23 protein-coding genes and 1 tRNA gene are annotated in these 24,374 nt (G+C 69.6%); 10 read left to right on the forward strand and 14 right to left on the reverse strand.

Annotated features, from left to right (window positions below):
* Positions 1-3 precede the first annotated feature (3 nt).
* The 3 genes from BRESU_RS12480 to folK form a co-directional block, all read right to left on the reverse strand.
* Positions 4-2,190 carry a RelA/SpoT family protein gene (locus BRESU_RS12480; protein ID WP_013269917.1) on the reverse strand — a complete coding sequence of 729 codons (2,187 nt, stop codon included), beginning with the start codon at positions 2,188-2,190 and terminating at the stop codon, positions 4-6.
* Positions 2,191-2,285: 95 nt separating this feature from the next.
* Positions 2,286-2,645, reverse strand: a complete 360-nt coding sequence (gene rpoZ / locus BRESU_RS12485) for a DNA-directed RNA polymerase subunit omega (protein ID WP_013269918.1) — start codon at positions 2,643-2,645, stop codon at positions 2,286-2,288.
* A gap of 365 nt (positions 2,646-3,010) precedes the next feature.
* Positions 3,011-3,580, reverse strand: a complete 570-nt coding sequence (gene folK / locus BRESU_RS12490; RefSeq protein ID WP_013269920.1) for a 2-amino-4-hydroxy-6-hydroxymethyldihydropteridine diphosphokinase — start codon at positions 3,578-3,580, stop codon at positions 3,011-3,013.
* On the opposite strand from folK, the gene BRESU_RS12495 reads away from it, so the two are divergent.
* The 3 genes from BRESU_RS12495 (at position 3,579) to BRESU_RS12505 (ending at position 4,761) form a co-directional block, all read left to right on the forward strand.
* Positions 3,579-3,788 carry a PIN domain-containing protein gene (locus BRESU_RS12495; RefSeq protein ID WP_041761601.1) on the forward strand — a complete coding sequence of 70 codons (210 nt, stop codon included), beginning with the start codon at positions 3,579-3,581 and terminating at the stop codon, positions 3,786-3,788. The two genes, folK and BRESU_RS12495, sit on opposite strands and share 2 nt — an antisense overlap.
* Positions 3,785-4,432, forward strand: a complete 648-nt coding sequence (locus BRESU_RS12500; protein ID WP_013269921.1) for a uracil-DNA glycosylase — start codon at positions 3,785-3,787, stop codon at positions 4,430-4,432. Before BRESU_RS12495 ends, BRESU_RS12500 begins: the two co-directional genes overlap by 4 nt.
* 128 nt (positions 4,433-4,560) lie before the next feature.
* Complete coding sequence (locus BRESU_RS12505) at positions 4,561-4,761, forward strand: hypothetical protein (protein WP_013269922.1); 201 nt, start codon at positions 4,561-4,563, stop codon at positions 4,759-4,761.
* A 1-nt stretch (position 4,762) separates the two neighbouring features.
* Here BRESU_RS12505 and smpB read toward each other — a convergent pair whose 3' ends face one another.
* Positions 4,763-5,269: an SsrA-binding protein SmpB gene (smpB, locus tag BRESU_RS12510; protein WP_013269923.1), complete on the reverse strand. Its 507-nt coding sequence runs from the start codon at positions 5,267-5,269 to the stop codon at positions 4,763-4,765.
* A complete protein-coding gene (gene dapA / locus BRESU_RS12515; RefSeq protein ID WP_013269924.1) occupies positions 5,269-6,153 on the reverse strand; it encodes a 4-hydroxy-tetrahydrodipicolinate synthase in 885 nt (294 codons plus the stop codon). The genes smpB and dapA overlap by 1 nt, the downstream gene beginning before the upstream one ends.
* Positions 6,154-6,266: 113 nt before the next feature.
* Here dapA and BRESU_RS12520 point away from each other — a divergent pair, with 113 nt between their 5' ends.
* Entirely contained in the window at positions 6,267-8,318 is a 2,052-nt protein-coding gene (locus BRESU_RS12520; RefSeq protein WP_013269925.1) for a lytic transglycosylase domain-containing protein, read from the forward strand.
* Positions 8,319-8,325: 7 nt separating this feature from the next.
* Here the strand turns inward: BRESU_RS12520 and BRESU_RS12525 are convergent, their stop codons facing one another.
* The 4 genes from BRESU_RS12525 to BRESU_RS12540 are packed head-to-tail and all read right to left on the reverse strand — an operon-like array spanning position 8,326 to position 11,511.
* Complete coding sequence (locus BRESU_RS12525) at positions 8,326-9,081, reverse strand: ABC transporter ATP-binding protein (protein ID WP_013269926.1); 756 nt, start codon at positions 9,079-9,081, stop codon at positions 8,326-8,328.
* Positions 9,078-10,073 carry a FecCD family ABC transporter permease gene (locus BRESU_RS12530; RefSeq protein WP_013269927.1) on the reverse strand — a complete coding sequence of 332 codons (996 nt, stop codon included), beginning with the start codon at positions 10,071-10,073 and terminating at the stop codon, positions 9,078-9,080. The genes BRESU_RS12525 and BRESU_RS12530 overlap by 4 nt, the downstream gene beginning before the upstream one ends.
* Positions 10,070-10,849, reverse strand: coding sequence for an ABC transporter substrate-binding protein (locus tag BRESU_RS12535; RefSeq protein WP_245528564.1), 780 nt, complete (start codon positions 10,847-10,849; stop codon positions 10,070-10,072). The genes BRESU_RS12530 and BRESU_RS12535 overlap by 4 nt, the downstream gene beginning before the upstream one ends.
* A 17-nt stretch (positions 10,850-10,866) precedes the next feature.
* Positions 10,867-11,511, reverse strand: a complete 645-nt coding sequence (locus BRESU_RS12540; RefSeq protein ID WP_013269929.1) for a TetR/AcrR family transcriptional regulator — start codon at positions 11,509-11,511, stop codon at positions 10,867-10,869.
* Between the two features lie 126 nt (positions 11,512-11,637).
* Between BRESU_RS12540 and BRESU_RS12545 the strand changes: the two genes are divergently transcribed.
* From BRESU_RS12545 to BRESU_RS12555, 3 genes are read left to right on the forward strand one after another with little or no spacing between them, the layout of a single operon-like run.
* Positions 11,638-13,038 (forward strand): glycosyltransferase family 2 protein, encoded by a 1,401-nt coding sequence (locus tag BRESU_RS12545; RefSeq protein ID WP_425358210.1) that lies wholly within the window; start codon positions 11,638-11,640, stop codon positions 13,036-13,038.
* A gap of 18 nt (positions 13,039-13,056) precedes the next feature.
* The gene (locus BRESU_RS12550; RefSeq protein ID WP_013269931.1) at positions 13,057-13,959 is read left to right on the forward strand and encodes a class I SAM-dependent methyltransferase; all 903 of its coding nucleotides are present in this window, start codon (positions 13,057-13,059) and stop codon (positions 13,957-13,959) included.
* Positions 13,956-14,753: a TrmH family RNA methyltransferase gene (locus BRESU_RS12555; protein ID WP_013269932.1), complete on the forward strand. Its 798-nt coding sequence runs from the start codon at positions 13,956-13,958 to the stop codon at positions 14,751-14,753. The genes BRESU_RS12550 and BRESU_RS12555 overlap by 4 nt, the downstream gene beginning before the upstream one ends.
* Before the next feature lie 4 nt (positions 14,754-14,757).
* Here BRESU_RS12555 and BRESU_RS12560 read toward each other — a convergent pair whose 3' ends face one another.
* Genes BRESU_RS12560 through hrpB form a run of 3 tightly spaced genes read right to left on the reverse strand, consistent with a single transcriptional unit; the run spans position 14,758 to position 18,978 of the window.
* Positions 14,758-16,044 (reverse strand): MFS transporter, encoded by a 1,287-nt coding sequence (locus tag BRESU_RS12560; protein WP_013269933.1) that lies wholly within the window; start codon positions 16,042-16,044, stop codon positions 14,758-14,760.
* On the reverse strand, positions 16,041-16,484 hold the full coding sequence (locus BRESU_RS12565) for a GFA family protein (protein WP_013269934.1): 444 nt from the start codon (positions 16,482-16,484) through the stop codon (positions 16,041-16,043). The genes BRESU_RS12560 and BRESU_RS12565 overlap by 4 nt, the downstream gene beginning before the upstream one ends.
* A 46-nt stretch (positions 16,485-16,530) precedes the next feature.
* Positions 16,531-18,978 carry an ATP-dependent helicase HrpB gene (gene hrpB, locus BRESU_RS12570; protein ID WP_041762590.1) on the reverse strand — a complete coding sequence of 816 codons (2,448 nt, stop codon included), beginning with the start codon at positions 18,976-18,978 and terminating at the stop codon, positions 16,531-16,533.
* Between the two features lie 196 nt (positions 18,979-19,174).
* On the opposite strand from hrpB, the gene BRESU_RS12575 reads away from it, so the two are divergent.
* The gene (locus BRESU_RS12575) at positions 19,175-20,833 is read left to right on the forward strand and encodes an amino acid permease (protein ID WP_013269936.1); all 1,659 of its coding nucleotides are present in this window, start codon (positions 19,175-19,177) and stop codon (positions 20,831-20,833) included.
* Between the two features lie 172 nt (positions 20,834-21,005).
* On the opposite strand, the gene BRESU_RS12580 is transcribed toward BRESU_RS12575, so the two are convergent.
* Positions 21,006-21,090 (reverse strand) — tRNA-Leu (locus tag BRESU_RS12580).
* 110 nt (positions 21,091-21,200) lie between these two features.
* On the opposite strand from BRESU_RS12580, the gene BRESU_RS12585 reads away from it, so the two are divergent.
* Both BRESU_RS12585 and BRESU_RS12590 read left to right on the forward strand, forming a co-directional pair.
* Complete coding sequence (locus BRESU_RS12585; protein ID WP_041761607.1) at positions 21,201-22,106, forward strand: flagellar motor protein MotB; 906 nt, start codon at positions 21,201-21,203, stop codon at positions 22,104-22,106.
* A 123-nt stretch (positions 22,107-22,229) separates the two neighbouring features.
* Positions 22,230-22,964 carry an arginyltransferase gene (locus tag BRESU_RS12590; RefSeq protein WP_013269938.1) on the forward strand — a complete coding sequence of 245 codons (735 nt, stop codon included), beginning with the start codon at positions 22,230-22,232 and terminating at the stop codon, positions 22,962-22,964.
* A 37-nt stretch (positions 22,965-23,001) separates the two neighbouring features.
* On the opposite strand, the gene eno is transcribed toward BRESU_RS12590, so the two are convergent.
* Positions 23,002-24,279 (reverse strand): phosphopyruvate hydratase, encoded by a 1,278-nt coding sequence (gene eno / locus BRESU_RS12595; RefSeq protein WP_013269939.1) that lies wholly within the window; start codon positions 24,277-24,279, stop codon positions 23,002-23,004.
* Between the last annotated feature and the right edge of the window lie 95 nt (positions 24,280-24,374).

Below are 24,374 nucleotides of genomic sequence, written 5' to 3' on the forward strand. Positions count from 1 at the left end.
GCCCTACCCCCGCGACCGCTCGACCGTATCCACGCTGGGGTTCGCCCGCAGCGCGGCCATGATGCTGGTGGCGTGTTTGGCGTCGGCGACCTCGACGTCGAGGTCGACGTCGAAGAAGTCGGACTGCCGGTGGGCCATCTTCAGGTTCAGGATGTTGCCGCCGGCCTCGCCGATGACGGTGGCGACCTGGCCCAGGACGCCGGGCGCATTCTTGATCGTGGCCCGCAGGCGGGCGGTGCCGACCGCGCCCTGTTCGGCCTGGGGCGTCCACTGCAGGTCCTGCCAGACGCTGTCGTCGTCGGCATAATCCGCCAGTTTCTGGCAATCGATGACGTGGACGGTCAGGCCCTTTTCCGGCTCCAGGATGCCGACGATGCGGTCGCCGGGCACCGGGGTGCAGCAGGGGCCGAAGTGAATGCTGACGCCCGGTGTCAGGCCGCCGCCGCGCACGAACATGCGCGCCTTGTCGTCGGCGATCTTGCGGCGTTCCTGGCCGGTGTTCAGCGTGCCCTTCAGCGCCGGGAACAGCATCTCGACCACCTTGTTGGCCGGCAGGCGGCCACGGCCGATGGCGTCGAACAGGTCTTCCTGCGTGCCGGTGGCCAGGGTCTCGACCACCGATTTCAGCGACACGTCGGCCAGCGACTTGCCGACCCGGATCAGGGCCTGCTCCAGCGTCGTCTTGCCCAGCTTGTAGAACTCGTCGCGTTCCGATGAGCGGATGTGGCGACGGATGGCGGACCGGGCCCGGCCGGTGACGGTCAGGCTGCGCCAGTCGGCCGGGGCCTCGCGCTTCTTGCCGCGGATGATCTCGACCACGTCGCCGTTCTGCAGCGCGGTGCGCATCGGCTTCAGCTCGCCGTTGATCTTGACGCCCACAGCCGTGTCGCCGACCTCGGTGTGGACCGAATAGGCGAAGTCCAGGGCCATGCCGCCGCGCGGCAGGGTGATCAGCGTGCCCTTGGGCGTGAAGACGAACACCTGATCCAGGTACATCTCCAGCTTGGCGTGCTCGACCCAGTCCTCGCCCCCCTCCCCGTGCTCGATCACCTGGACCAGGTGACGCAGGTTCTGCAGCGGGTCGCGGCCGCCCTCGGCCTCCATGGCCGCCTGGTCGAAGCCGTAGGACTTGTTCTTGTAGGCCCAGTGCGCGGCCACGCCGTCCTCGGCCACCCGATCCATGGCCTCGGTGCGGATCTGCATCTCGATGCGCAGACCGGCCGGGCCGACCACCGTGGTGTGCAGCGAGCGGTAATTGTTCGACTTGGGCGTCGAGATGAAGTCCTTGAACCGCTCGGGCACCATCGGCCAGGCGCGGTGGATGACGCCCAGGGCGCGGTAGCATTCGTCCTCGGCCTCGACCAGGACGCGGAAGCCGTAGATGTCGGACAGCGACGAGAAGCCGACGGACTTCCGCTGCAGCTTGCGCCAGATCGAATAGGGCGTCTTCTGGCGGCCATAGACCCGCGCCTTGATGCCCGCCTCGCTGAGGACCCGCTGGAATTCGGCGGCGACCGTCTCGGTGGCCCCGCCGTGCTCCAGCTTCAGCGCCTCCAGCCGCCGCTCGATGGCGGTCCGGGCCGTGGGGTTCAGGTGTTCGAACGCCAGTTCCTCGAGCTCGGAGGCGATCGAATGGATGCCGATCGACCGGCCCAGCGGCGCATAGACCTCCAGCGTCTCTCTGGAGATCCGCTCGCGCTTCTCGGGCTTGACGTATTTCAGCGTCCGCATGTTGTGCAGACGGTCGGCCAGCTTGACCAGCAGGACGCGGACGTCCCTGGAGATGGCGAGGATGAACTTGCGCAGGTTCTCGGCCTGGCGGGTGTGCTCGGCCTGCAGCTCCAGCCGGCTCAGCTTGGTCACGCCCTCGACGAGGACCGCGACCTCCTCGCCGAACATGCGGGCGATGTCGTCGCGGGTGGCGGAGGTGTCCTCGACCACGTCGTGCAGCAGGGCGGTGACGATGGTGGCGGTATCCAGCCGGTAGTCGGTCAGGATGCCCGCGACCTGGATCGGATGCGCGAAATAGGGATCGCCCGAGGCCCGCAGCTGCGAGCCATGCATCTTCATCGCATAGACATAGGCCCGGTTCAGCAGGGCCTCGTCGGCGGTGGGGTCATAGGCCTTGACCGCCTCGATCAGCTCGAACTGGCGCAGGACCGGAATGCGTTTCGCCGCCGGTGTTTCCACGGGCGGCGATACGACGTCATTGGCAATGGTAGTCGGCGGCGGGGTCGGACCGGACCGCGCCGGGAGGATCGTGATACCGTTGGCGGGTTGGGCCGTCAGTACCGCTCCTCCTGCCCGCCGTCCCGGTCGCTCTGCAGGGCGCGGATCAGTTCGGCCTCGGCCATGTTCATGTGCTGCGGCTCGGCCAGCAGACCGACGATTTCCGCCTCGTCCTCGGCTTCCGTGCGCTCGTCGACGCGCTGCAGGGCGACCACGACGGTCTCCAGCAGTTCGGCGGGGACCACGGTCTCGTCGGCGATCTCGCGCAGGGCGACGACCGGGTTCTTGTCGTTGTCGCGATCCAGGGTCAGCGGCGCGCCATTGGCGATCGCGCGGGCGCGGTTCCCGGCCAGCAGGACGAGGCCGAACCGGTTCGGCACCCGTTGGATGCAATCTTCGACAGTGACGCGAGCCATGAATTACCTCGGGCGGGGGGAGAACCGCGTTGCATACAGATGGGGAGGCGTTTGTGCAACGCCACAGGGGCGGTTTTGCGGCGATCAGCCTCGCTATGTCTCGCGCCGCTCTTTCTGAGCCTCTCGATATTTCTGCACCTCTGGTGAGGCCGGAGCGCAGACCGTTCCCCCTTCGCCATAGGTTCTGCAGACTGCAGCGGGGTCGTAGGAATGCCGATTGCCGAAGATGTCGTAGTTCGGGCCTTGAGACATGCTGGCAATGAGACTGATCGCGATCACGCTGGCGATGGCGGCTCCAATCAGTAAAACCCACCTTGCCTCAACAAGGTTATGCCAAAGCAGTTGCGACCTCAGCTTCCACGGCCTCATCTGAGTGGAAGCGCGTCAGCGGCAACGGACGCTACACTTAGCAGTTCGTCGGCTGTCTTTCCCCCCACCGGATGCACCCAGTCCGGCGCGATCTCCGCCAGCGGGCCCATGACGAATTTCCGGTCCGCGGCGCGCGGGTGCGGCAGGATCAGACCCTCGCAGTCGCCCTGCTCGCGCCCGTAGGCGATCAGGTCCAGATCCAGCGTCCGGGGCGCGTTCGGTACCGTGCGAAGCCGCCCGAACGCCTCCTCGATCCGGCCCAGTGCCGCCATCAGGGCGTGGGGGTCGTGCGCGGTGCGGACCATCACCACGCCGTTCAGGAAGGGCGGATCGTTCGGATCGGGCCAGGCCTGCGAGCGCCACCACGACGACCGGGCGACCACATCGATGCCCTCGGAGCGGAACCGGGCCAGGGCCGCCTCCAGCGCCTCGGCGCAGTCGGCCCAGACCCCCTTGTCATTGCAGCCCAGCGCGACGATGACGGCCTCGTCCAGACCCGCGGGCCCCTCGATGTTGACGAGGTCCGCCTGGATGTCTGCGGCCGATGTATCCGGAGCGAGTGCCATGACGTCCTATCCGACCGACCGCCGCGTCGTCTTCGTCGACGGAGGCAATCTGTATTCGGCGGCCAGGGCGCTGAACGCCGATCTCGATCTCAGGACGATGCTGGACAGCTTTCGCCGGCCATTCCGCCCGATCCGCGCCGGTTATGACACGGCGGCGATCGCGGGCGAAGCGTTCTTGGCGATGCACCGGAAGGGTTTTCAGGCATGACACAGCGCACGGATCCCGAGCCGCCCCGCGATTGCCCCCTCTGCCCCCGGCTGGTCGCCTATCGCGAGGAGAACCGGCGTCAGAACCCCGACTGGTGGAACGGCCCTGCCCCCTCGTTCGGCGACCCCGACGCCCGGCTGCTGGTGGCGGGTCTGGCCCCCGGCCGGACGGGCGCCAACCGGACCGGGCGGCCCTTCACGGGCGATGGCGCGGGCTGGATCCTGTACGAGACGCTGATCAAGACGGGATTCGCCACCGGCACCTATGACGCCCGGCCGGACGACGGCCTGACGCTGGTTGACTGCATGATCACCAACGCCGTCCGCTGCGCCCCGCCCCAGAACAAGCCCCTGCCGATCGAGGAGGCGACGTGCCGGCCCTTCCTGAAGGCACGGCTGGACGCCCTGCCCCGGCTGAAGGTCATCGTCACCCTGGGCGACGTCTCGCGCCGCAGCGTGCTGAAGGCCATGGGCCTGCCCGGCTCGGCCATGGCGTCAGGCCACGGCATGGAGGCCGAGATCGGCGGCTACACCCTGCTGAACAGCTATCACTGCTCCCGGCTCAACACGAACACGGGCCGCCTGACGCCCGAGATGTTCGAGGCCATCTTCCGGCGCGCCCGCGCCCTCATGGACAACGGCTGATTCACCTCGCCCAAAGGGCGACTGTTGTTCGCCGGACACACGAATCGGCGGCCTTCGGGTGTATGATTTAGCGGCGGAACACCCCCCGCTCAGCTTGCGTTGGATCATTGCCTTGGGAGGGGCAGACCATGCGTAACAAGCCTTCGCTTTTCACCGCCGCGGAACGCCGGATCGGGCTGCTCGCCCTGCTCGGTGCCGTCGTCCTGACCCTGGCGATCATGGTCGCCGAGCGCGCCTTCGCGCCGTCGCTGGGCATCTATGGATCCAGCGCCCCGACACTGCAGATGCCGGACGTCGTGGACGCCCGACCCCTCAGCCGCGCCGCCTGATTCAGCCCCGGTCGCGCAGCAGGCGCGCCTTGTCGCGGGCCCAGTCGCGGTCGGCACTGGCTTCGCGCTTGTCGTGCAGCTTCTTGCCCTTGGCCAGGGCGATCTCGAGCTTCGCCTTGCCGTCGTCGTTCAGATACAGCTTCAGCGGGATGATCGTCTGGCCGTCCTTCTGGACAGCACCGATCAGGCGATCGATCTGCTTTCTGTGCAGCAGCAGCTTCCGCGGCCGGCGCGGCTCGTGATTGAAGCGGTTGGCCTGGACGTAGGGCGGGATGTCGGCGTTGATCAGCACGATCTCGCGCCCCTCCACCGCCGCATAGCTCTCGGCGATATTGGCCCGGCCCATCCGCAGGGCCTTGATCTCGGTGCCCAGCAGCATGATCCCGGCCTCGATATTGTCCTCGAGGAAATAGTCGAAGCGGGCGCGGCGGTTCTCGGCGATCACCTTGGCCTTGGTGATCGGGGCCTTGGTCGCGGCGGCGGCCGCCTTTTCCTTGGTCGTGGCCATCAGCTGATCCCGGCGGCGGACAGGGCCGCATCGACCACGGCGCGCGCGGCCCCGGACGTCGGCACCAGCGGCAGGCGCACTTCCTCGCCACAGAAGCCCAGCTTGCCGAGCGCATATTTGGTCGGCGACGGAGAGGCATCCGCGAACAGGCCCCGGTGCAGGCCGATCAGCCGGTCCTGCCACGACCGGGCCGTGGCCAGATCCCCGGCCTGAACCGCGTTGTAGAGCGCGACCATGGCGTCGGGCGCGACGTTCGAGACCACCGAGATCACCCCGTGCCCGCCGTTCGCGACATAGCCCAGGAAGCTGGCGTCATCGCCCGAGATCAGGTCGAACTGGCCCGTGATGCTGGCCCGCATCCAGCTGACCCGGCCCATGTCGCCGGTGGCATCCTTGATGCCGACGATGTTGGGATGGGCCGCCAGCGCGGCGACCGTCGTATCGGCCAGGTCGACGCCCGTCCGGCCGGGCACATTGTACAGCAGGACCGGCAGCTGGACCGCGTCGGCGATGGCCTCGAAATGGGCCTGCAGACCCGCCTGCGACGGGCGGTTGTAGTAGGGGGTTACGACCAGGGCACCGTCGGCGCCGACGGTCTTGGCGTGGCGGACCATCTCGATGGCCTTGTCGGTCGAGGACGATCCGGCGCCCGCGATCACCCGCACCCGCCCGGCCGCGATCCGCACGCACAGCTCGACCACCCGGCGATGCTCGTCCGGCGACAGGCTGGCGCTTTCACCCGTCGTGCCCATCGGCACGACGCCGTGAACCCCGGCTGCGATCTGGCGTTCCAGCAGGGTCTCGAAAGCGGCTTCGTCCACGTTTCCGTCACGAAGTGGTGTGATCAGGGCGGTGATCACGCCCTTGAACAAGGGGGCGGTCATTGAAACAAGTCTACCTTGCGTGGGGATGGGCGGCGGTCGCCTGAAACGAGACGCGAGAGGGTAGGTTGCCGGGGTCGAACCCGCAACCGGGATGAATGGGGATCGGACATATCATGCTTGCGACCAGTCTGGCGGCCGTTCTGGCCGTGCTCGCCCCGATTCCGCAGACCGCCGATCTGAACCGCCAGGCCCCCCAGGCCACGCCCTATGTCGCCAGCGGCACCTATCAACCCGGCATCCTGAGCCAGAGCGACACGGCCCTGTTCCGCCAGGGTCTGGCTGCCGCCCGCGCCCGTGACGTGATCGGGGCGCGCAACGCGATCGCCGGCATCGGCGACGGCACGGCGCGCAAGCTGGTCGAATGGGCCCTGGTCGACACCTCCGGCGACCAGCTGTCCTTCACCGAACTGGCGCAGGACAAGACCGCCCTGGCCGGATGGCCGCGGGCCGACAGCCGCGTCGCGGCGGGCGAGCGCGCCCTGGACCGGGCCGGCATGGGGGCCGATGCCGCCCTCGCCTATTTCGGCTCCGACCGTCCGACCACCGTCGAGGGGGCTATCGCCCTGGCCGAGGCGCTGGACCAGCGCGGACGCGGCGACGAGGCGCGGCTGCTGATCCAGGAATGGTGGCAGACCCAGTCGTTCGACGACGCTAGCCAGAGCCGCATTCTGGCCCGCTGGGGTTCGACCCTGACCCAGCGCGACCACGAGGCGCGTCTGAACATGCTGCTGGTCGGCCCGCACGGCCCGGCGACGCGCGCCATGATCAATCTGGTGTCGCCCGAGCGCCAGACCATCGCCAATGCCGTCCTGTCGCTGCGCAGCGCCTATGGCGCGGACTCCATTGTGGCCAACCTGTCCCCGTCGCAGGCGATGGACCCCAACGTCGTGCTGGAGCGCGTGCGCATCCTGCGCGCGGCGAACCGGCAGTCGGAAGGCTTCCCCCTGCTGTCCGCCCTGCCCCCCTCGCCCCTGAACACCGATGCCCAGAGCACGCTCTGGTCCGAGCGCCGCAACTATTTCCTCGATGCGCTGGAGCGGCGCGAATGGCCCGCGGCCTATGCCGCTATGGCCGGCCACGGCTTCCCGTCCGGTGAACGGAAGGTCGATGCGGAGTTCTTCGCCGGCTGGGTCGCCCTGACCAAGCTGAACGACCCGACGACCGCCGCCCGCCATTTCGAGACCCTGCGTCAGACCTCGCAGACCCCCATCACCCAGGGCCGTGCCCTGTACTGGCTGGGTCGCGCCGCCGAGGCCCGCGGCGATCAGGCGGGGGCCCAGGCCTTCTACCAGGGCGGGGCGCGTCACATTCAGACCTTCTACGGCCAGCTGGCGGCCGAGAAGGCCGGCATCACCACGCTGACCTTGCCCGCCGATCCGGTCATCACCCAGAACGACGCGGCCGCGTTCGGGGCCAATGAGGTCGTCCGCGCCGCCCGGATCCTGGGCGAGACCGGCGAGATGAGCCTGTTCCGCGTCTTCGCCTATCAGCTGGACGACACCCTGCCCGGCGCGACCGATCTGGCCCAGCTGATGGACATGGCCCGCGGCTATGGCGACGGATTCGGGGCCATGATGGTCGGTCGCGCCGCCAGCCAGCGCGGCTTCCTGCTGCCGGAGCGCCAGTATCCGATCCGCATCCCGCCGGTCGTCGCCGGAGCTGCGCCCCTGGAGTTCACCCTGGCCATCACGCGCCAGGAATCCAGCTTCGACCCCCGCGCCCGCTCGGCCGCCGACGCACGCGGCATGATGCAGTTCCTGCCCGCCACGGCGTCCGGCGTCGCGCGTCGTCTGGGCATGTCCTATTCGGCCGAGCGGCTCTGGGACGCCGACTACAACATGACGCTGGGCAGCTATCACCTGGGCGAGCTGACAAGCCAGTTCTCGGGCTCGATGCTGCTGACCACCGTGGGCTACAACGCCGGCCCCGGCCGGGTGCCCCAGTGGACGGCGCGGTGCGGCGATCCCCGGGGCGGCGTCGCCGGCGGCGGGGTCGATCCGACCGACTTCATCGAATGCGTGCCCTTCACCGAGACGCGCAACTACATGATGCGGGTCATGGAAAACATGTCGGTCTACAAGGCCCGGCTGAACGGCGGCTCCGCCCCCCTGACCCTCTCGCGCGACATCGCGGCGGGCTACAACGGCCCGCGCCCGTATCAGTAAGACGGTTTCAGTGAGCCGGGACCCGACGCGCTGACAGGACCGGCCCGTCCGGCGTAGGCAGCCAGCGCGCGTCGAGACGGAAGACCCCGGCCAGAATCTCCGGAGACAGGGCGTCGGTCGGCGGCCCGTCGGCGGTCATCCGGCCCCTGTCCATGACCACGACGCGGTCGGCATAGCGCGCCGCCAGCGACAGATCGTGCAGGCTGACGATCACCGCCTGTCCCGCGCTCGCCCGCGCCCGCAGGCGATCCATCAGCAGGAACTGCGCGTCCGGATCCAGTCCCGCCACCGGCTCATCAAGCAGTAGCGCCTTCGCGCCGGTGGCCAGCACGCGCGCGATCAGCACCCGGGCCCTCTCGCCGCCCGACATCTCGGCCACGCCCCGATCGGCGAGGTCACCCGCCTGCACCTCGGACAGGGCCTCCAGCGCCCGGGCGCGCGCCTCGGCTCCGGGCAGGAACGGCAACCCCAGCGCCGCGATCTCGACCGCCGGCATGTTCCAGGCGATGCGCCGGTCCTGCGGCAGATAGGCCAGAACCGCTGCCCTCTGGCGCGGATCCAGATCGGCCAGTGGACGGCCGTCGATCGAGATCGTGCCGGAGGCGATCGGCCGCAGACCGAGCGCCGCCTTGAGCAGGCTCGTCTTTCCGGCGCCATTGGGACCGACGACTGCAACCAGCTCTCCCGGACCCACGGCGAGGTCGGCTCCGTCCAGCACCGTGGACGCACCGATCCGGGCGCTCACCCCGGCGAGCGCGATCACGACCGCCACTCCCGCGCCGCGCGCCAGGCGATCAGGGCGAACAGGGGCGCGCCGACAAGGGCGGTGAAGACGCCCAGCTTGAGTTCCTGATCCGTCGGGATCACCCGCGCCATCAGGTCGGCCAGCACCAGCATCAGCCCGCCCGCCAGCGCCGAGGGCAGCAGCAGCCTTGCCGGATCGCCCCGGACGGCGGCGCGGACCAGATGCGGCGCGGCCAGGCCGACGAAACCGATCACACCGGCCACGGCCACGGCCGCTCCGGCGGCGACGGCAGCGGCGATCAGGGCCAGCATCTTCATCCGCCCCATGGCCAGGCCCGAGGTCGCGGCGGCCTCCTCGCCCAGCGCCAGCATGCGCAGTCCGCCCGAGGCCGCGAAGGCTAGGCCGCCCGCGACCAGTACCGGCGGGGTGACCCAGCCGACGTCGATCCAGCTGCGGTTCTGGACCGAGCCCAGCAGCCACGACATCACCTCGGCCTGGGCGATCGGCGACGGCGACAGGTTGAAGATCAGGGCGGTCAGGGCCCCCGCCAGACTGGACAGGGCCACCCCGAACAGGATCAGCCCCTCCGGCGAGGTCAACCGGCGGGCGACGGCCAGCAGCAGAAGCGCCGCCAGGCCCGCGCCCAGCAGGGCCGAGACCTCGACCGCGCCCGGGACCGCGGCCAGTCCCAGCACGATCGCGCCCGCCGCCGCCAGGGCTGCCGTGGCCGAGACGCCCAGCACCCCGGGATCGGCCAGGGGGTTGCGCAGAAGCCCCTGCAGGACCGCTCCCGCCAGCCCCAGCGCGGCGCCCACGACCACGGCGCAGACGGCGCGCGGTGCCCGGATCTGCCACAGCACGACCGCCTCGTCGGACTGCCACTGGGTGAGGCCGGCGGCATACTGGGCGGCGTCGAAGGGCGTCTCGCCCAGGGTCACGGCCAGCACCAGCGCCAGCAAGATGCCCAGCGCCAGCAGCGCGATCAGCCGAGGGTCGCCCGCGCGGATCACGAGCCGCCCTGCCCCTTCGACAGCATCACCGCCGCATCCGCCGCGAACCAGGCGGGACAGGTCAGGACCGAGGCCGGCAGCGCCGCCGCGACCCGACCCTCGGCCGCGCGCGCGATCAGCGGATGGCGTCCGACGCCGCGCCAGTCGCCCCGGATCTGGTCGAAGAAGCCCAGCAGGAACCGCCGAGGGGGCTGCAGCGCGATCCGCTCCACGCTGACCGCCCCGAACCCGGCCATCCCGGCCAGATTGACGAACCCCGCCGAGCGCATGATGGCGTCGACAAGGGTGCCGGTCCCGGCGGTGAACCCGCCGGAGGTCAGATACAGCGCCGTCCGGTTCGGAGCCGGGGCATGGGCGGCCTCGGCGAGGCGCGCATCCATGCCGGCGACGATCCGCTCGCCCGCCGCGCGATGATCCAAGGCGGCGGCGACCTTGCGGACATTGGTGCGGATGCCGTCCATTTCGGAGGCGTCGTCCAGGCTGACGATGGTCGCGCCGCGGCGTTCCAGCGCCGCCAGCATGCGGGGCTCTCCCCCCCAGGACCGCACGACCACGTCGGGCCGGACCCCGATGGCGGTCTCCAGCGTCGGCCGGACCCGGGGCCGTCCCCGCGCCGCCGCCGCCATCCAGGCATCCGGATCGTCGGCGCGCGGTGACAGGAACAGCCGGGCGTCCGGCGCGAGGGCCAGGGCGTACTGGTCGGCGCATTGGTCCAGCGACAGGACCCGCAACGGTCGCGCTTCCGCCCCCGTCGCGGCCAGCAGGACGGCGGCCATCACGGCCGCACCGGTCCTCATGGCTTCAGCAGCCCCGCGATCAGGGCGTCGATCATCGACCGCGTCAGGGCTTCGCGCCCGACCCAGTCGAAATAGGGCTTGGTGATCATCAGGGAGACGACGCCGTGCGCGCCGGCCCAGAGCGTCTGGGCGGTCGCGCGGGGTTCCCCCCTCAGATGCCCTTCGGCCGCCACGTCCTGCACCACCGCCTCGAACGCCCGATAAAGCTCGCCGCCGAGGCTCTGCGCCGCGGTCTGGGCCCCGTCGCGCGCCTCGACCGGCCGGGTCAGATAGGTCAGGCGATAGGCATTGGGATTGTCGAATCCGAATGCGACATAGGCTTCCAGCAGACGCCGCAGCCGGTCGTCAGGCGGGCCCGGCTCGTCCATCACCGCCTGGTTCATGGCCTGGAGGCGCGCGAACGCCACGCGACAGATCTCGTGCAGGATTTCCGACTTTTCGGAGAAGTGCATGTAGAGGGCGGTCGACGACAGGCCGACCTCGTCGGCGATCCGCCGGATGGTCGCCCCCTCGTAGCCGACCTCGACGAAGATGCGCTCGGCCGCTTCGAGAATCTCGGCGCGGCGGGCATGGCCCTCGCCCTTGGGCTTGCGGGCGCCCTTGACCGGACCGGCTGAAGACGACGTCGGCAGTTCCGGCACGCGAACGACTCCATTCACGGCGTGGTGCCGCCGCGCTGGAATAGCGGCAATCCCGACGCCATGCCAACGCCTTGCCCGGTAAAGCTTCACAGCCTAGGACGGTCAGGCAACTTGCGGTTGGGGGCCGTGGATCCGTTGGCGCGTCGATTCGACGACTGGGCAAGCCGGCGAAGCCTGACCTGGGCTCAGACGGGCGTCCTGGCGGTGGTCATCGCGGCCGCCGTCACCGGCATGGGTTTCGCGCCGGATACGACCGGGGCCATGCTGATCGGCGGGGCGCAACTGGCGTTTGTGGTCGTGGCCGGCTGGAGGATCCTGCTGACGCTGGCCCCCGCGCCTGCGCCCGGCGACGTCGCCCCGGGCTCCGATCTGCCGCGCTACACGATCCTGGTGGCCCTGCTGGACGAGGCAGCCGTGATCGACCAGCTGGTCGGGCGGCTGTCCCGCATCGACTATCCGGCCCACCGTCTGGAAGCCTTCCTGCTGCTGGAGGCCCACGACCACGAGACCATCGATGCGGCCTGGCACGCCGACCGCCCGGACTGGATGTCCATCCTCATCGCACCGCCCGGCGATCCCCGCACCAAGCCCCGGGCGCTGAACGTCGGCCTCGCCGCGGCCACCGGTGAGCTCGTCACCGTCTACGACGCCGAGGACGACCCCGATCCGCTGCAGCTGCGCGAGGCCGCCGCGCGGTTCGCCGCCGATCCGTCCGGCCGCCTTTCGGCGCTTCAGGCGCCCTTGCGGATCCGCACCGCGACACGGACCCGGACGCCGTTCCTCGATCGGCAGTTCGCGATCGAATACGCCAGCCTGTTCGAGGTCACCCTGCCCGCCATGGCCCGGCTGGGGCTGCCGTTTCCCATGGGCGGGACCAGCAACCATTTCCGGGCGTCCTGGCTGCGCGCGGTCGGCGGCTGGGATGCCCACAACGTGACCGAGGACGCCGATCTGGGCTTTCGGCTCTGGCGGGCGGGCGGGCGGCTCGGCGTCATCCGTCATCCCACGCATGAGCCGCCGCCCGGGGGCCTGGGGTCCTGGCTGCCGCAGAGGACGCGGTGGCTGAAGGGCTTCATGCAGACCCTGGGCGTGCACACCCGTTCGTTCGGCTCCCTGCGGTGGCAGGGCGTCGTGGCGCTGTTGATGACGATCCTTGTCTCGCTGGCCTCGGCCGCCGTTCACGCGATCTCGCTCGCCTGGGTCACGGCGCTCGTTCTGGTCGCGGCCGCTGCCGGACTGGAGCCACGCGCGTCCCTTTTCTCCCTCGGCGTCCTCGGGCTCGGGACCGTTGCCGCATGGATCAGCGCCCTGATCGGCGCGCGTCGGGCCGGCCTGTCCTACAGGATGAGCGATGCGGCCATGGCACCGTTCTACTGGTCCCTGCTGACCCTGGCGTTCTTCCATGCCTTCGTCCGGCTGTTCTACGAACCGTTCGCCTGGAACAAGACCCGGCACCTGCCCGACGCCATCGACCTTCAGGCCGAAGCCGTCGCGGAGCCCTCCATGGCTGGACGTCAGGCGGCCTGACGGCATAAGGCCTGATCCATGCCTCCCGTTCTCGCCCCCGAGCCCCAGACCCTGCTGACCCGTGGCTGGTCCGACTACGCCCTGCTGGACTCCGGCGCGGGCAAGAAGCTGGAGCGCTATGGTCCCCACACCGTCGTCCGGCCCGAGCCGCAGTGCTTCTGGCAGCCGCGCAATGCCGCGGCCTTCGACCGACCCGACGCCGTCTTCGACCCGCAGGCCCAGGACGAGGACGACGACGGTCGCTGGCGGTTCGCGGGCAAGGCGATCGACACCTTCCCGCTGGCCTGGCGCGACGTGCGGTTCACAGGCCGGTTCACGCCCTTCCGGCACCTGGCCTTCTTTCCGGAGCAGGCCGCGAACTGGGAGTGGCTGGACGCCCGCGTCCGCGCCCGTGGGTCCAACCCGCCGAAGATCCTGAACCTGTTCGGCTATACCGGCGTCGCCAGCCTGGCCTGCGCCGCGGCCGGAGCCGAGGTGACCCACGTCGACGCCTCCAAGAAGTCGGTCGCCTGGGCGCGCGAGAACGCCGAACTGTCCGGCCTGTCCGATCATCCGATCCGCTGGATCGTCGAGGATGCCCGCAAATGGGTGGCCCGCGAGGTCCGGCGCGGCTCGCGCTACGACGGCATCATCCTGGACCCGCCCAAATACGGGCGCGGGCCGACCGGCGAGGTCTGGCGACTGTTCGAGGACATGCCCGCCCTGCTGAAGGACTGCGCCACCCTGCTGTCGGACGACGCGGACTTCCTGCTGCTCAATGCCTATGCCGCACGGGTCTCGGGCCTGTCGCTGGCGCATCTGATGCTGGAGGCGACGCAGGGGCGCGCGGGACGCGTGGACTGGGGCGAACTGGCCCTGTCGGAGGATGGCCCGGAGGCCCGCGCGATCGGCCTGTCCTTCTTCGCCCGGTGGTCGGCATGACCGAGCGGCTCGTCACCTCCCTGACCAACGACACGGTCAAGGGCATCCGCGCCCTGCACATGCGCAAGGAGCGCGAGGTCACGGGGCAATTCCTGGCCGAGGGGCTGAAGTTCATCGGCGAGGCGCTGGATCAGGGCCGCGCCCCCCGCCTGCTGATGGTCGGCATGGAGGCGCGGCCGCATCCGCTGTTGGATCGCGCCAAGGCCGCGACGCTGGAGGCCGGCGGCGAGATCGTCACCGTCACCCATCCGATCCTGGAAAAGATCAGCCGCCGCGAGAACCCCCAGACCGTGCTGGGCGTGTTCGACCAGGCCTATACCAGACTGGATCAGCTGGACCCGGCCTCGGCCTCCTGCTGGATCGCCCTGGAGCAGGTCCGCGATCCCGGCAATCTGGGGACCATCATCCGCACGGCCGACGCGGCCGGATGCGGCGGTGTCATCCTGATCGGCGACTGCGTGGATCCGTTCTCGGTCGAGGCCGTGCGCGCGACCATGGGCAGCGTCTTCGCCGTCGCCATCGTCCGCTGCACGGTGGAGGCCTTCCTGGCCTGGCGGACGGCATGGCCGGGCAGCGTCGTCGGCACGCGGCTGGACGCGACGGTCAGCTATCGCGAGGCCGCCTATGCCGGCCCCACCCTGATCCTGATGGGCAACGAGCAGGCGGGTCTGACGGACGGGCTGGCCGCCGCCTGCGACGTCAATGTGAAGATCCCGATGCGCGGCCGGGCCGACAGCCTGAACCTGGCCATCGCCACCGGCATCATGGCCTATGCGGTGACCGACGCGGCCTGAGGCCCTAGTCCTCGATCTTCAGCCGCGACATGCCGATCAGGGCGACGATGGTCACCAGCGCCGTGGCCGCCAGATAAAGACCCACGGCCGGGACGCCGAACGAACGCGCCAGGGACGTCGCCGCATAGGGGGCGATCGAGGCTCCCGCGATGCCCGCCAGATTGAACGCCATCGACGCGCCGGTGTAGCGCACCGCCGCCCGGAACGGCCGCGCCATGGTCGAGCTGAGCGGGCCATAGGTCGCCCCCATCAGCGCGAAGCCCAGCGAGAAGAAGACCAGCAACCCGGTCAGTCCACCTGCGAACAGCGGCGCGATCAGGAAGCCGAACAGGGCGATCCCGATCGAGGCGGCGATCAGCACCTTGATCTGCCCGAACGCATCGGCCGCCAGGGCCGAGATCGGGATGAAGGCCGCGAAGAAGATCACCCCGACCAGCTGGATCGGCAGGATGTCCGCGCGGGTGAAGCCCAGGGTCGTCGTCGCCCAGCTGAGCGCGAAGACCGTCATCAGATAGAACAGCAGGAAGGTGGTCGTGGCCCCCAGGGTGCCCAGGATCAGCGCGCCCTTGTAGCGGGCCAGCAGGGTCAGGATCGGGGCCTTGACCCGTTCGGCCCGCTCGATCACCCGGCTGAACTCCGGCGTCTCGGTGATCCGCAGCCGCACCCACAGGCCGACGAAGACCAGCACCGAACTGGCCAGGAACGGCGTCCGCCAGCCCCAGCTGAGGAAGGCCTCCTCGCTCATGATCGAGGTCAGGACGATGAAGGCCCCGGTCGACAGGATGAACCCGATCGGCGCGCCCAGCTGCGGGAACATGCCGAACCAGGCCTTGCGTCCCGGCGGGGCATTCTCGGTCGCCAGCAGCACGGCTCCGCCCCACTCGCCGCCCAGGCCCAGCCCCTGGCCGAACCGGCACAGCGCCAGCAGCAGGGGCGCGATCACCCCGACATGGGCATAGGTGGGCAAAAGGCCGATGGCGATGGTCGACAGGCCCATGGTCATCAAGGCCGCGACCAGGGTGGCCTTGCGCCCGATCCGGTCGCCGAAATGGCCGAACACCACCGCCCCGACCGGCCGGGCGAAGAAGGCCAGGGCGAAGGTGGCGAACGACTGGAGCTGGGCCGTCAGCGGGTCGCCGCCCGGAAAGAACAGGGCCGGAAACACCAGCACGGCTGCGGTCGCATAGATGTAGAAGTCGAAGAACTCGATCGTGGTACCGATCAGGCTGGCGAACAGGACGCGCCGGGTCGAGGCGGGGCTGGGCGCGATCAGCAAGGCGGGTTCGGTCATGGGGCTTCCGCCCGGGTCCGGGCATATTCGGCGATCAGCGGACCGAGCGCATCCTCCGGCGGGAAGGCCGGATAGGCATGGCGCGCAGGCGTCACGACCCACGACAGCTTCTCTGACACCATGGTGTCGATGAAAGGCGGGAAGGCCTCGGGATCGTCCAGCATGGGGGTGCGCACGTTGACCAGGTCGGGCATCTCGTCGAAGCGGCTGAACACCCAGCTCATGCACCAGCCGCAATGCTCGTGATGCGAGGATCCATGCAGGCCGCCGCGTACCGTCTCGCCCTCCACGACCTCGAAGCCCGAACCCGGCACGAGCACCGACAGTGAAAAGGCGCTGGCCGTCATTCGCTGACAGCCGCGACAGTGGCAGGCCATGGTCACCAGCGCCGGCGCGCTGATCCTGATCTTCACCCGCCCGCAGCGGCATTGTCCGTTCATCGGATATCCCTCCGCTGCACTCTCTACCCGGGTGACCGCGTTGGCGTCATCTACTTCTGGGTTTCACACGATTTGTCGGGTCGGCCTCGACCGGGTTCTCGGGCCAGGGGTGACGCGGATACCGGCCGCGCATGTCGGACCGCACGTCCTTCCACGACCCCTGCCAGAAGCCGGGCAGGTCCTTGGTCATCTGGAGCGGCCGTCGCGCCGGCGACAGCAGCGCCAAGGTCAGGGGCACCCGGCCGCCGCCGACCGTGGGATGGATCGTGACCCCGAACAGTTCCTGCACCCGGATGTCGACCCGCGGGCCGCCCTCGGCCGCATAGTCGATGGCCGCCGACCCCAGCGGCGTCGTGAGCCGGACCGGCGCCAGGTCGTCCAGCGCCCTCTGCTGATCCCAGGGCACCAGGGCGCGCAGGCCCTGTTCCAGCGCCCCGTCGGCCAGGCTCGACAGCGACTGCACGTCCTCCAGCAACGGCCATAGCCAGGTTTCGCGACTGGCCGACAGGCCGGCTTCGCTCATGTCCGGCCAGCCCTCATCCAGCGTCCCCAGGAAGGCCAGCCGGGCCCGCAGCGCGCCGGACCGCTCGCCCCACGGCAGGCTCGCGACATCCGCCTGCCCCGCCTCATCCCGCAGGGCTGCGGTGACGGCGGCCCGGTCCGGGGTGCCCGTGATCCGCTCGTCCACGACGACGGCCCCCAGACGGCGGATACGCCGCATGACCATCCGCCCCGAAGGTTCGCGCGTCAGCCGGTCCTCGATCGTGAAGCGACCTTCCAGTGTGCCGACGTCCACCGGTGCGGCCAGGCGGATCCGGTCGCGGGCGTCGCCGCCGCCCAGATCGGCGACGGCCAGCCAGGCCTCAGCCGCCAGCGGATCGGTCGCGTCGATGAAAGCGCGCCGGCCGGACGCCAGCAGCACCTCGCCCGGCTTGCCCCGCGCCCGGGCGATTCGTTCGGGAAAGGCCTCGGCCAGCAGGGTCCCGACCTCGACGGCGTCCCCCGTCGCAACGGTGCCGCGCCCGGCCGCGCGGGCCCAGCGGTCGGCCAGCTTGCGGGCGTCAGCGGCGCGGGGACTGCGGTCGCGCTCGAAGCCCCGCAGCCGGTCGCGCAGGTCCGTGTCATTTCCGCCCAGACCGGGCTCGCTCAGCACGGCGGCGATCCGCGCGCCCAGCAGGGCGTCGCCCGCATCGGCGGCCACCGCCACCAGATGCGCCAGCCGGGGCGTCAGCGGCATCCGCGTCAACCGCTGGCCGTGCGCGGTCAGGGCCCCCGTCTCGTCCAGCGCGCCCAGCCGCGTCAGGACGGCGCGCGCCTCGGCCAGCGCCCCCCTGGGCGGCGCATCCAGCAGGGCCAGCCCGTCGGTGGACCTTGCTCCCCATCGGGCCAGGTCCAGGGCCAGACCCGTCAGGTCCGCCTCCAGGATCTCGGGCCGCTGATGCGGCACCAGCCCCCGCGTCGCCTCCTCGTCCCACAGGCGGTAGCAGACGCCCGGCTGGGTGCGCCCCGCCCGACCGCGCCGCTGTTCGGCGGAGGATCGGCTGACCCGCACGGTGACCAGGCGGGTCAGCCCGCTGGCGGGTTCGAACCGGGGCACGCGGGATACGCCGCTGTCGATCACCACCCGTACGCCCTCGATCGTCAGGCTGGTCTCGGCCACGGAGGTCGCCAGCACCACCTTGCGACGGCCCGGCGGTGCCGGCTCGATGGCCCGGTCCTGTGCCGCCTTCTCCATGGCCCCGTACAGGGGCACGACGTCGACCGACGGGTCGCGCAGCCGCTCGGCGATCCGCTGGGCCGTCCGGTGGATCTCGCCCTGCCCCGGCAGGAAGGCCAGCACCGATCCGGGCTGGTCCGCCAGCGCCGTCAGACAGGCCCGCGCGGTCGCGTCCTCGATCCGCTCGACCGGATTGCGGCCGAGATACAGGGTCTCGACCGGAAAGGCCCGCCCCTCCGCCTCGATCACCGCGGCCGGGGCACCGTCCGGATCGGCTAGCAGCCGCGAGATCCCGGCGATGTCCAGCGTCGCCGACATGACCAGGATCTTCAGGTCGTCGCGCAGCACCGCCTGGCTGTCCCGCGCCAGGGCCAGCCCCAGGTCGGCATCCAGACTGCGTTCGTGGAACTCGTCGAAGATCACGCAGGCCACGCCGTCCAGGCCCGGATCGTCCAGAATCATCCGGGTGAAGACGCCCTCGGTGATGACCTCGATGCGGGTGCCCGGCCCGATCCGGCTCTGCAGCCGGGTGCGGTATCCGACCACCTCTCCCGTCGCCTGCCCCAGGGTCGCCGCCATCCGCTCGGCCGCGGCCCGCGCCGCCAGCCGACGCGGCTCCAGCACCAGGATCCGGCCGTCACCGCGCCACGGAGCCTCCAGCAGCGCCAGGGGCACGACGGTGGTCTTGCCCGCTCCCGGCGGAGCGGCCAGCACGACGGCAGGATGACCGGCGATCACCGACTTCAGGTCGTCCAGAACAGCGTGGATGGGCAGCATCATCGCGGATGCCTAACCCGAACCGGCCGATCCCGCCACGAAACCGCGTCCGGGCCGCAACGCCCACGGTCACGAAAACGTCGTCGCCCCTTTATGGATCGGAAACCGCGTTGCGCGCGCGGGCTTCGGTCGCTAGCGTCCCGCGCTGGAAGGCGACCCGGGGAGGGTTCGCCGCGTATTCAAGGGGCGAGACTTCATGTCCGCAGTTGGCAGCAAGCCAAAGGGGAACCGTCTGTTCCTCAAGAAATCCGTCGCACAGATCCAGAAGGAAGCCGCCAAGAGCGAGCTGAAGCGTACGCTCGGCAAATGGAACCTGATGAGCCTGGGTATCGGGGCCATCATCGGTGCCGGCATCTTCGTGCTGACCGGACAGGTGGCTGCGGCCAACGCCGGTCCGGCGATCATGCTGTCCTTCGTGGTCGCGGGCATCGCCTGCGGCCTGGCCGGCCTGTGCTACGCCGAGCTGGCCTCGACCATGCCGGTCTCCGGCTCCGCCTACACCTACGCCTACGGCACGCTGGGCGAGGTCTTCGCCTGGATCATGGGATGGCTGCTGGTTCTGGAATACGGTGTGGCCGCCTCGACCGTCGCGGTCGGCTGGTCCGGCTATGTCGTCTCGATCCTGAGCGACTTCGGCATCAGCCAGCAGATCTTCCCGGTGATCCAGTATGCGGGTGGTGAGGGTCCCCAGTGGGCCACGCCTCTGGTGCAGCTGGTCCAGGACGCGGGCGCGACCTCCTTCCCCATGACCGGAACCTTCAACCTGGTGGCCGCCATCGGCATCGCCTCGGTCTGCGGCCTGCTGGTGCTGGGCGTGTCCGAATCCGCCAACATCAACAACGCCATCGTGATCATCAAGATCATCGTCCTGCTGACGTTCATCGCGGTCGGGATCGGCTATGTGAACCCGGAAAACTGGGTCCCCTTCATCCCTGAGCCCACCGGCGTCGCCGGACAGTTCGGCGTCGGCGGCATCTTCCGCGGCGCCGCGATCATCTTCTTCGCCTACGTCGGCTTCGAGGCCGTCTCGACCGCCGCCGCCGAGGCCAAGAACCCGTCCAAGGACGTGCCCTTCGGCATCCTGGGCGCCCTGTTCGTCTGTACGCTGATCTACATGGCCGTCGCCGCCGTCATGACCGGCGTGGTTCCCTATCTGGAGCTGGCCAGCCCCGCGCCCGTCGCCGTCGCCATCGACCGCATGAGCCTCGGCTGGGCCGACACGCCGATCATCCTGGCCAGCGGCGAGCCGCTGAACCTGATCAGCTTCATGATCAAGATCGGCGCCATCACCGGCCTGTCCTCGGTCATGCTGGTGCTCTGCTACGGCCAGACGCGGATCTTCTACACCATGGCCCGCGACGGCCTGCTGCCCCGCGCCTTCGCCGTGATCCATCCGAAGTTCCGCACGCCCTGGATCGGCACCATCCTGCTGGGTCTGCTGATCGCCATCGCGGCGGCCTTCCTGCCGATCTCGATCCTGGGCGACCTGGTGTCGCTGGGCACGGCCACCGCCTTCTCGATCGTCTGCCTGAGCGTGATCTTCCTGCGCATCAAGCACCCGGACATGCCCCGGCCCTTCAAGGTCCCCGGCGGCATCTTCACGGCGGTCCTGGGCATCCTGGCCTGCCTGTTCCTGGCCAGCCAGAACCTGATCCCGATGTTCCAGCATGCCGCCGAGGACAACCCCCTGCCGCTGATGCTGCTGGGTGGCTACGCCGCCGTCGGCGCGGTCATCTATGCCGCCTACGGCTTCTGGAACTCCAAGCTGGCCAAGGGCATCGACATCACCGAGGAGACCACCATGTCCTCCCCGGCCGAGGCCATGGGCACCGGCGTCGACAACCAGAAGGACTGAGTTCCTCAGCCCTCAACGACGAAAGGCCCGGGAGCAATCCCGGGCCTTTTGCTTTGTCTGGTGTCCCGCGCTCAGGCAGCGAGCGACCGCGTCGCGCGCGTTAGCGCCCCTCCAAGGTTGCGCTCAGGCAGCGAGGCTCCGCGAGCCGAGCGTTAGCGCGCTTCAAGGATGATGGTGCGGATGAGAGGACTCGAACCTCCACATCTTGCGATGCCAGAACCTAAATCTGGTGCGTCTACCAGTTTCGCCACATCCGCACTGGGCGGTGGGTTTAGGGGCAAGTGGTCGCGGCGACAACCGCCCTGTCGGCAACGCGGCCTTAACCTTGATCGACCACGGTCCGGTATCGTTGTCCGGGGCCTGTGCCATGTCGTCCATGAGTGATCGTCCGATCCTCATCAAGAAGGTCAAGAAGGTCGTCGGCGGTGGACACCACGGCGGCGCCTGGAAGGTCGCCTATGCGGACTTCGTGACCGCGATGATGGCCTTCTTCCTGCTGATGTGGCTGATCAACACGACCGACCCGGAACAGAAGCGCGGCATCGCCGAGTATTTCGCCCCCGCCAGCGTGTCGCAGACGACCTCGGGCTCGGGCGGCATCCTGGGCGGCACCTCGCTGGGCGAGGACGGCTCCAAGAGCTCCGGCTCCATGTCGGTCCTGGAACAGCAGGCCCCCGAGGCTCCCGAGGACGCGCCCGAGGACGTCGGCACCAACGCCAACCTGGCCGCCGCCTCCGAGGAGGAACTGCGCCAGGAGATCGCCGCGCGCGAGGCCGCGGAGTTCGCCTCCGCCGCCGAATCCCTGCGCCAGGCCATGCAGCGCATGCCCGAACTGGCGGAACTGTCCAAACAGCTGATCATCGACCAGACGCCCGAGGGCCTGCGCATCCAGCTCGTCGATCAGGAAGGCCGCTCGATGTTCGACCAGAACTCGGCCCGCCCCAATGCCCGCGCCCAGGTCCTGCTGCGGGCCATCGCCGGGGTCGTGAACCGGCTGCCGAACCGCATCTCCATCTCGGGCCACACCTCGGCCGTCGCGGGCTCGGGTCGCGCCTCGGTCGCCACCGACTGGCCCCTGTCCGCCAACCGCGCGGACGCCTCGCGCGCCATCCTCCAGGCCGCCGGGGTCGACGCCGACCGGGTCTACTCCGTGGCGGGCAAGGCGGGCTCCGATCCGCTGTATCCCGACGACCCCTCGCTGGCCGGAAATCGCCGCATCGCCATCGTCCTGCTGCGCGAGGCTCCGGTCCTGCCCACGGACACCAGCCTGTGAAGATGTCGCGCCGGATCAGCTCCGGCGCGAACGGCCTTGCGGCGCAGGCCGGAATGACGCCAAATCAACCCATGACGCCTTGCCTGCCCTCGATGATCGTCCAACCGATGCGGACGCCCTGACGTGACGCAGCATGTTCCCACGCGTCAGCTGCGCTTTTTCATGACGGCGGTCGCCCCCTGCCCCTATCTGCCGGGCATGACCGAGCGGAAGGTGTTCGCCAACCTGCCCTTCTCGGACGGGGCCCACGTCAACGACGAGCTGACCCACGCCGGCTTCCGCCGCAGCCAGAACATCGCCTATCGCCCGGCCTGCGAGGGCTGCGACGCCTGCATCTCCGTCCGCCTGCCGGTGCCGGAGTTCGAGCCGTCGCGCGGACACCGCAAGATCCTGAGCCGCAACGCCGACCTGTCGCGCGACCTGGTCGAGGCGGAGGCCACGCAGGAGCAGTTCGCCCTGCTGAAACGCTATCTCGAGACCCGCCACCCCGGCGGCGGCATGACCGACATGACCTGGCCGGACTATATCGCCATGGTCGAGGACACGGCGGTCCGGACCCACCTGATCGAATACCGCCTGCCCTCGACCGACGAAGGCCCCGGCGACCTGGTCGCGGTCACCCTGTGCGACCTGCTCTCGGACGGGCTGTCGATGGTCTACAGCTTTTTCGATCCCGCCCTGAGCAAGCGCTCGCTGGGCGTCTTCGCCATCCTGGACCACATCCGCCAGGCCCAGGGCGTGCGCCTGCCGTTCGTCTATCTGGGCTACTGGGTCGAGGGCTCGCCCAAGATGGACTACAAGGCCCAGTTCCGGCCGATGGAGGTCCTGAAGCCGCTCGGCTGGACCCGCATCGACTAGGCAGAAAAAGCGGACCCGAAGGTCCGCGATCCGCCCCCTATTTCAGCAGCATGCCGTCGCCGTAGTAGGACGCCTGGTCGCCCAGCAGTTCCTCGATGCGCAGCAGCTGGTTGTACTTGGCCGTCCGGTCCGACCGGGCCAGTGAGCCGGTCTTGATCTGTCCGCAATTGGTGGCCACGGCCAGGTCGGCGATGGTGGAGTCTTCCGTTTCGCCCGAGCGGTGGCTCATCACGGCGGTATAGCCCGCGCGGTGCGCCATATCGACGGCGTCCAGGGTCTCGGACAGGGTGCCGATCTGGTTGACCTTGATCAGGATGGAGTTGGCCAGACCCTCGCCGATACCGGCGGCCAAACGGGCCGGGTTGGTGACGAACAGGTCGTCGCCGACGATCTGGACGCGCTCGCCCAGGGCATCGGTCAGCAGCTTCCAGCCGTCGAAATCATCCTCGGCGCAGCCGTCCTCGATCGAGACGATGGGGAAGCGTTCGCACAGGTCGGCCAGGTAGGCGACCATCCCCTCCCCGTCCAGAATCTTGCCCTCGCCGGCCATGTTGTAGGCCCCGTCCTTGAAGAACTCGGTGGCCGCGACGTCGAGGCCCAGGTGGAAATCCTCGCCGGCCAGATAGCCGGCGGCCTGGCCCGCCTTGGTGATGAAGCTCAGGGCCTCCTCGGCCGAGGCCAGGTTGGGAGCGAAGCCGCCCTCGTCGCCGACGTTGGTGTTGTGGCCGGCGTCCTTCAGCTGCTTCTTCAGGGCGTGGAAGATCTCCGAGCCCATGCGCAGGCCTTCCGAGAAGCTCTCGGCCCCGGTCGGCAGGATCATGAACTCCTGGATGTCGATCGGATTGTCGGCATGGGCCCCGCCGTTGATGATGTTCATCATGGGCGTCGGCAGGACGCGGGCCGAGATGCCCCCGACATAGCGGAACAGCGGCAGACCGACCGAGATGGCGCTGGCCTTGGCCACGGCCAGCGACACGCCCAGGATGGCGTTGGCCCCCAGACGGCTCTTGTTCTCGGTGCCGTCCAGGGTGATCAGCGCCTCGTCGATGCGGCGCTGGTCCTCGGCGTCCATGCCCGACAGGGCGTCGAAGATCTCGCCGTTGACGGCGTCGACCGCGTTCTGCACGCCCTTGCCGCCCCAGCGGTCCTTGTCGCCGTCCCTCAGCTCGACCGCCTCGTGCTTGCCGGTCGAGGCCCCGGACGGCACCGCCGCGCGGCCGAAGCTGCCGTCATCCAGCACGACATCGACCTCGACCGTGGGATTGCCCCGGCTGTCGAGGATCTGGCGGGCGACGATGTCGGCGATGTCGGTCATGGGCTGAGGCCTTCGCGATGCAGGGAGATCAGGCCGGGGGTTTAGCCCGGCCCCCGCGAATCGCCAACCGCCGAACCGTCAGATCAGGCGCAGCC

This window comes from Brevundimonas subvibrioides ATCC 15264 (assembly GCF_000144605.1).
In the GTDB taxonomy this organism is placed as follows: domain Bacteria; phylum Pseudomonadota; class Alphaproteobacteria; order Caulobacterales; family Caulobacteraceae; genus Brevundimonas; species Brevundimonas subvibrioides.

Excerpts from the sequence above, each read along its gene's own strand:
- rpoZ (WP_013269918.1), bottom strand. The coding sequence starts at position 2,645 with ATGGCTCGCGTCACTGTCGAAGATTGCATCCAACGGGTGCCGAACCGG.
- BRESU_RS12520 (WP_013269925.1), top strand. The coding sequence starts at position 6,267 with ATGCTTGCGACCAGTCTGGCGGCCGTTCTGGCCGTGCTCGCCCCGATT.
- eno (WP_013269939.1), bottom strand. The coding sequence starts at position 24,279 with ATGACCGACATCGCCGACATCGTCGCCCGCCAGATCCTCGACAGCCGG.
- BRESU_RS12585 (WP_041761607.1), top strand. The coding sequence starts at position 21,201 with ATGTCGTCCATGAGTGATCGTCCGATCCTCATCAAGAAGGTCAAGAAG.
- hrpB (WP_041762590.1), bottom strand. The coding sequence starts at position 18,978 with ATGCTGCCCATCCACGCTGTTCTGGACGACCTGAAGTCGGTGATCGCC.
- BRESU_RS12500 (WP_013269921.1), top strand. The coding sequence starts at position 3,785 with ATGACACAGCGCACGGATCCCGAGCCGCCCCGCGATTGCCCCCTCTGC.
- BRESU_RS12535 (WP_245528564.1), bottom strand. The coding sequence starts at position 10,849 with ATGGCCGCCGTCCTGCTGGCCGCGACGGGGGCGGAAGCGCGACCGTTG.
- BRESU_RS12550 (WP_013269931.1), top strand. The coding sequence starts at position 13,057 with ATGCCTCCCGTTCTCGCCCCCGAGCCCCAGACCCTGCTGACCCGTGGC.
- BRESU_RS12495 (WP_041761601.1), top strand. The coding sequence starts at position 3,579 with ATGACGTCCTATCCGACCGACCGCCGCGTCGTCTTCGTCGACGGAGGC.
- BRESU_RS12505 (WP_013269922.1), top strand. The coding sequence starts at position 4,561 with ATGCGTAACAAGCCTTCGCTTTTCACCGCCGCGGAACGCCGGATCGGG.
- smpB (WP_013269923.1), bottom strand. The coding sequence starts at position 5,269 with ATGGCCACGACCAAGGAAAAGGCGGCCGCCGCCGCGACCAAGGCCCCG.
- BRESU_RS12575 (WP_013269936.1), top strand. The coding sequence starts at position 19,175 with ATGTCCGCAGTTGGCAGCAAGCCAAAGGGGAACCGTCTGTTCCTCAAG.
- BRESU_RS12555 (WP_013269932.1), top strand. The coding sequence starts at position 13,956 with ATGACCGAGCGGCTCGTCACCTCCCTGACCAACGACACGGTCAAGGGC.
- BRESU_RS12565 (WP_013269934.1), bottom strand. The coding sequence starts at position 16,484 with ATGAACGGACAATGCCGCTGCGGGCGGGTGAAGATCAGGATCAGCGCG.
- BRESU_RS12560 (WP_013269933.1), bottom strand. The coding sequence starts at position 16,044 with ATGACCGAACCCGCCTTGCTGATCGCGCCCAGCCCCGCCTCGACCCGG.
- dapA (WP_013269924.1), bottom strand. The coding sequence starts at position 6,153 with ATGACCGCCCCCTTGTTCAAGGGCGTGATCACCGCCCTGATCACACCA.
- folK (WP_013269920.1), bottom strand. The coding sequence starts at position 3,580 with ATGGCACTCGCTCCGGATACATCGGCCGCAGACATCCAGGCGGACCTC.